At 36.5% G+C, this 5,462-nt stretch carries 10 protein-coding genes; 3 read left to right on the plus strand and 7 right to left on the minus strand.

Annotation, left to right across the window (positions count from 1 at the left end):
• From V7083_RS09455 to V7083_RS09470, 4 genes are all read right to left on the minus strand, one after another.
• On the minus strand, positions 1–313 hold a 313-nt coding region (locus V7083_RS09455), incomplete at its 3' end, for a YlbF family regulator (protein WP_335477273.1).
• Between the two features lie 58 nt (positions 314–371).
• A complete protein-coding gene (locus V7083_RS09460; protein WP_335477274.1) occupies positions 372–797 on the minus strand; it encodes a hypothetical protein in 426 nt (141 codons plus the stop codon).
• Between the two features lie 90 nt (positions 798–887).
• On the minus strand, positions 888–1,127 hold the full coding sequence (locus tag V7083_RS09465; RefSeq protein WP_335477275.1) for a YlbE-like family protein: 240 nt from the start codon (positions 1,125–1,127) through the stop codon (positions 888–890).
• A 16-nt stretch (positions 1,128–1,143) separates the two neighbouring features.
• Positions 1,144–1,548 carry a YlbD family protein gene (locus V7083_RS09470; protein ID WP_335477276.1) on the minus strand — a complete coding sequence of 135 codons (405 nt, stop codon included), beginning with the start codon at positions 1,546–1,548 and terminating at the stop codon, positions 1,144–1,146.
• A gap of 145 nt (positions 1,549–1,693) precedes the next feature.
• Between V7083_RS09470 and V7083_RS09475 the strand changes: the two genes are divergently transcribed.
• Together V7083_RS09475 and V7083_RS09480 are read left to right on the plus strand one after the other, a co-directional pair.
• A complete protein-coding gene (locus tag V7083_RS09475; RefSeq protein ID WP_335477277.1) occupies positions 1,694–2,176 on the plus strand; it encodes a PaaI family thioesterase in 483 nt (160 codons plus the stop codon).
• A gap of 19 nt (positions 2,177–2,195) precedes the next feature.
• The gene (locus tag V7083_RS09480; RefSeq protein ID WP_335477278.1) at positions 2,196–2,555 is read left to right on the plus strand and encodes a hypothetical protein; all 360 of its coding nucleotides are present in this window, start codon (positions 2,196–2,198) and stop codon (positions 2,553–2,555) included.
• Between the two features lie 35 nt (positions 2,556–2,590).
• Here V7083_RS09480 and V7083_RS09485 read toward each other — a convergent pair whose 3' ends face one another.
• Together V7083_RS09485 and V7083_RS09490 are read right to left on the minus strand one after the other, a co-directional pair.
• Entirely contained in the window at positions 2,591–3,664 is a 1,074-nt protein-coding gene (locus tag V7083_RS09485; RefSeq protein WP_335477279.1) for a CAP domain-containing protein, read from the minus strand.
• A gap of 174 nt (positions 3,665–3,838) precedes the next feature.
• Positions 3,839–4,273 (minus strand): CBS domain-containing protein, encoded by a 435-nt coding sequence (locus tag V7083_RS09490; RefSeq protein WP_335477280.1) that lies wholly within the window; start codon positions 4,271–4,273, stop codon positions 3,839–3,841.
• 176 nt (positions 4,274–4,449) lie between these two features.
• Here V7083_RS09490 and V7083_RS09495 point away from each other — a divergent pair, with 176 nt between their 5' ends.
• Positions 4,450–4,809: a YugN family protein gene (locus V7083_RS09495; protein ID WP_335477281.1), complete on the plus strand. Its 360-nt coding sequence runs from the start codon at positions 4,450–4,452 to the stop codon at positions 4,807–4,809.
• A 42-nt stretch (positions 4,810–4,851) separates the two neighbouring features.
• Here V7083_RS09495 and V7083_RS09500 read toward each other — a convergent pair whose 3' ends face one another.
• Positions 4,852–5,316 (minus strand): DUF420 domain-containing protein, encoded by a 465-nt coding sequence (locus tag V7083_RS09500; protein ID WP_335477282.1) that lies wholly within the window; start codon positions 5,314–5,316, stop codon positions 4,852–4,854.
• Positions 5,317–5,462: the final 146 nt, after the last annotated feature.

Consider the following 5,462-nt stretch of genomic DNA (forward strand, 5'->3'; position numbering starts at 1 on the left):
CCAATAGACTTTGTAAATCCATCTCAGCCAATTTAAACTCCGCTACATCTGGGTCTAAATCCATTTCGCGTTTAAATTGACGAACCTCAATCATGACTCTTTTATAGTCAGGATGATATCTACCAAATCGTTGGGCTTCCTCATAAAGTTCCTTCGTCTTAACAAACTGATCTATTTTACGCTGTGCTTCAGAGCTGCGTTTTAATTTATTTAAGCAGGTTCGATAGTGCTGGGCGATATCAGACTCTAAGACCATTTTACCAATCGCTTCTGCAAATTCTACTAATTCTACACTTTCTGTTGTTGCAAGCACTCATGCCCACCTCCAAAGTCATTTTACCATGAATACTTTAAGAAAGCGAAAATTTCCGTTACTTAGGGATATTTACCATAAACTCCTTTGCAAGCCCCACAGGTTGATTTTCTAAAGAATAGATTTCTAACTTAATTTGGTGGCTCCCAGCTGGTAATCCTTTTATAATAAAGGCTGCACTTTTGACTTCTAAATACTTTTTACCATCGATCCAAACAACCATTTTAACATTTTTTTGCCCAAGATTATCATCTTCCCTAAAACTGATGCCAGTAAGAATAGTTTCTACAAATACTTGGTTTCCCTTTGTTTCATGTTTTACATTTAAAGTTGGCAGTTCGGTTGAAACAAGCTTAAAGACGGATCGTGTTTCTACTTCTTTATTTTTTGCCACAATTGTGTCATTTCTGATGACTTGTTCCTGTGATACCATGATGATTCCTGTTAACAGCATTACGAAGCCTATTAGGATTTTTTTGTTCACCAGTAACCACTCCTTATAGGAGTAGTGTTCGCTCCCAGATTGTATTTTAATCTGATGCAAAAATAAAAAGGCACCGAATTTTGTGCCTTGTCAGCTTTGATTTTTCATAGCCTGGAACATGGAATACATCATAGATGCCATTTGTACTCCATTAGTAAACTTATCTACCTGGTCAGGAATAGTCTTTTTATAAAATTGTAATGATGCCGCTTCAAATGCCTGTAAATCGTATGGATTTCTGGACAATTTTCGATACCAAAGCGGTTGTTCCCGGACGAATTGACTTAAATCTTTTTGTCGTTTAATATACTCTAATACTTCACTTCTCAATTTGTTTCACCATCCATTAGTCCTGTCTAAACGAAAATGGGTGCTTCGGACCCTCCGATGGCTTAGCAGGTCCTGCTCCAGTATTATTACCTTGAAATTGTGAAAGCAAACCTTGAATCGCTCCTAAGGCCTGACTAAGGTTCGTAATATGGCCCTGCATTTGATTGGGATCCATTTTCTTTACCATTCCCATAATATTAGACATAAGATCGCTTTTCTTTTCCGATTGATCCGAATGCTCCTCTTCGGTTTCTTCCCCGACTTTTTCCCATCTCGGATCATCTTCGCCTAATAAATACCAATCCTCATAAAGTTCCTGCCAGTTGGAATTTCCTTTTCTTACTTCTTGAATGAGCTTTGGATTATTTTTAACAAACTCTTTAAATTTAAGAACGGATGGGTGTAATTTTTTTTGTGTCACTTTTATCACCTCTGCCCAAAATCATCCCGTTAATAAAGTATGCAATGAAAAGAAAATGGTGAGGAGTGTTGTATGTCAATTGATTTATTTATCTTGTACTACATGGTAAGATGTGAACAGAAAAAGTAAAGAAAGAGGTTAAGTCATGAAAGATAAACTAAAACAGCTTTTGAATACCTGCATTGAACAAGGGTCTGAAACGGATCTGGAAATTCTTCATTCCTTATTGCAAGGTGTTCAGAATAAAATTACACAAAACAGAACTACTTATATTGGGAACATCCTGCATATGGAACCGAAGGTGAATGAAAATTCACTTGAAATTAAGATTCCAATCACTCCTTTAATCCATAATAACTTACAAATCGTCCATGGAGGCATTACAGCAACTGTTTTGGACACAGCAATGGGCTTTTTCGCTAATTATTCTCTCCCGGAAGGACAAGGTGCTGTGACAAATCAGCTTAATATTCATTATATTGCGCCAGGTATTGGCGATTACCTAATCTGTAAAGCGGAAATGATTCATAGGGGGACTAAAACGATGGTCATCTCTGGAGAAGCCTTCCGCAGTGATGGAAAAAAGATTGCCTACGCAACCGGTACTTTCTTTATCATCGAGAAATAAGGGCAAGGAGCTGGCGGTAATGGTGACAGCCATTATAATCCCAATCGTTTTAATTTATTTTTATTGGTTAACCAAAAAAGAAATGAAGGAGCACGACGCTAAATGGCTGGCAACTGCTGAGGTGCCTCATGAGTCGATTGTGAAAGGAAAAATACTAAATGTTAGGGAAGAGAAACAGCGGTATTATTATCATCGATATATATTAGTACAAATCCTCCAACTTCAAACAAATGCTAAAACAATAACAGCAAAAAAAACCTCGCCGATTCATAAAAATATGAAGAAGGATGTTTTTAACCCTGGTGACGTGATTCTACTTTATGGAAGCTGGACAAATCATCATTTTTTATTTAGTGATTTTAGGATTGAGCATCAGTAAAAAAGGTGACAGACATTCTGCCACCTTTACTTCTTTTACGGTTTCTGAATAAAGTTTTGCGTATAATACTTTTGAAAAACTCCGACCCCCAGATGAGTAAAGTCCTTATTTAATAACGACTCTCGGTGACTTTTACTATTTAACCACCCCTCGACGACAGCCGGTCCATCGGTATAGTTAGCTGCTATATTTTCTCCAGCTGACTGATATTCGACTTCAGCCTTGTTTAGTCGATCTGTTAAGCCCCCAAATTTTTTAGAGATATGCGAGAAATCATTATTTTCAGCCATATCTTTACTATGGTTGTAGGCAACTTCAGCAGTAGCGTCATCCCATTTTAACGTTTTTACACTATATCTTTTTCTCAATACATTCGTGATATCAAAAATTTCCTGCTGAGCGCCTGTTTCAATGGTTTTCCACATCTCCTCACTCGGCGCCGCAGTATCCAGTAAATCCCCGCGATAAACAAGCTCATATGGACGTTGTTTAATAATCGTCTCCGCATCCAAAAAACGAACACTAGATAGATTTCCAGTGAACTTATCGATATAAAGCTGTGCATAAACATCTCCTAATTGGATCAGAGGTCTTAAATTTAAATCAGTGTCATTTAATTCAAAACGATAGGAGTTGCCATTTAAATCAATTTTAATATTTGTATCAAAGAAGGCAGTATTAAAAATTTCCTCCATTGGCTGTCCTATTTCAAATGGTGTTACATCTAAACTTTCTCCTAAAACAAAGATGGTTACAATCCTATTATTTTGAACCCCGACTTGCAGATAATGTTGGTCATTCTGATTATAAATATACCATTGATAACCGTATAGCGTTTCATCTATTCTCTGTGGTGCCCCATAATCTTGTTCTAATTGTGTTATATCTTTCCCTATTAATAGGGACAAACCTTCCTTTGGTTTATCCAAACCTATTTTATCATTTTGATTATTTTCTGGGGCAGAAGTCTTAGTATTATCCATTTCTGATGTATGGTCTTCCTTGATTAATACTTTTTCTGGATTTTTATCATTTGTCCCAAGGTAAAAACCAATGGTAAGAAACACAGCTGAAAGAACCATTATTCTTAAAAGTGTTCGCAGCGCCAACACCCTTTCTATTCCGTCTATATTTTACTATCAAGTTAAAAGTATTATATCATTTATAAAAAATATTAATAGCTGTTATCTAACATGCCTAAAAACTTAATGAAAACCAAAGAAAAACAGGCACTCTAGGGCACCTGCAGACAAAATTGAATTTACTTGATGTCATTAATTTGTTTAATGCTGTACACCATTATAGTTTTGTTCCGATATTTGAGTAAGGGCTTCTTTTGCCTGATCATCAGTCAATTCACGGACAGCAAAGTCACCAAGAGACACAATCCCAATTAGTTTATCGCCCTCAACAACCGGCAAACGACGAATTTGATGCTTAGCCATTAATTGAACTGCTTCTCTAGAGGATGAATCCGGAGAAATAGTAATCATCTCATGGCTCATGATCTCCTCCACTTTAGATGAACCCGGGTGTTTTTCAGCCACACATCTAATTACAATATCACGGTCAGTAATCATTCCTACTAACTTCTCGTTATCCACAATTGGAATGGCCCCTACATTTAACTCTTTCATTTTCACAGCAACCTCATAAATATTATCTAATAACGTACAGCATTCAATTTCATCAGTCATAATATCACGTATTTTTTCCATGGTTTCACCTCATTGAATTTTTTTCACATATCTTAACATTTCCAAAAGAGTTTATTTTATTCAGCGAATGTATTCATTGCAAGTTCAAACAATTTCATCTATTATTAAAATGAATTAAAGTTGCTATATAGCCAAAAAATGAACTTAGGGGTAAAGGCTTTAGGAGGGATTTTAACATGAGATTTGAAAACACGGGAATTGAAAAGCTTAAAGCAGATTTAAACAGAATTGATGATGTAATGGAAAACTACGGCCTGGTTCGTGCAGGTCAATGGGATTACGAACGTGTTACATATGATCGTAAATTTGAATTACGAGAAGGCGTATTCTACCTTCGTGTTCAGGGATATGCAATTGAAGGTGATGTCGATACCTTTAAAGCAACAGTCCAATTAATGAAACCGCTGTTAGGAAAGCATTATTACCCTCATGGCGTTGAATACGGTGAAGGAGAAAACTTCCCGGCTTCACTAGTAAATCAATGCAATAAACTTCTAGAACAAATTAATCATGACATAAGTCAGTTTGCACTATAGAATAAAAATCGGCGCATGGATGATTCCATGCGCCTTTTCTGTCTAAAATCCAAGAATAGCCTTAATCAATGAGGTCGTTTCCCCGCCTCGATAAAACACATATAGTAGTAGATACACTACCACACCTGTTGGCGCTGTAAAAAACCAAACAATACTGGTAATAGGCCCCAGTTTTCTATGAATGTTCAATTTGTCTTTATATCCTGAATAAAGTGACACAATTCCCAAAACTGCCCCAACCGTAGCTAATGTGATATGAAAGATTAAAAAAATAGTATAATAAATTTTAATACTTTCAGGCCCGCCAAACGAGGTATTTCCGATAAAAAGTGTCCTCGAAGCATAAATAATAAAGAAAATAAGAGCAAATACTGCAGCCACTAACATCGTTTTTTTATGTGCATCAATCTTTCTTTGCTTGATTTGCCACCAGCCAATTGCAACAGTTAGAGCACTTAAAATAATGAATGATGTGCTAATCGTTGGTAATACCGGTAAAGAATTCATCCAAATATCCTCTCTTTTCGTATATTCTACCATTAATAGTAGTGTAAAATTTCCTGTTTTTCAAATATAAGGCTCTGTTAAACTTGTCTGTTGACTTTCGCTCAAGGTGCAAGCGGTTCGTGGGCGTTTCGGCGAGCCTCCTCGGC

This window comes from Bacillus sp. JJ1764, from assembly GCF_036962145.1.
Lineage (GTDB): Bacteria > Bacillota > Bacilli > Bacillales > Cytobacillaceae > Neobacillus.

Bases quoted from the DNA above. Each gene is read 5' to 3' on its own strand.
- V7083_RS09475 (WP_335477277.1), top strand. From the start codon at position 1,694: ATGAAAGATAAACTAAAACAGCTTTTGAATACCTGCATTGAACAAGGG.
- V7083_RS09480 (WP_335477278.1), top strand. From the start codon at position 2,196: ATGGTGACAGCCATTATAATCCCAATCGTTTTAATTTATTTTTATTGG.
- V7083_RS09490 (WP_335477280.1), bottom strand. From the start codon at position 4,273: ATGGAAAAAATACGTGATATTATGACTGATGAAATTGAATGCTGTACG.
- V7083_RS09495 (WP_335477281.1), top strand. From the start codon at position 4,450: ATGAGATTTGAAAACACGGGAATTGAAAAGCTTAAAGCAGATTTAAAC.
- V7083_RS09500 (WP_335477282.1), bottom strand. From the start codon at position 5,316: ATGAATTCTTTACCGGTATTACCAACGATTAGCACATCATTCATTATT.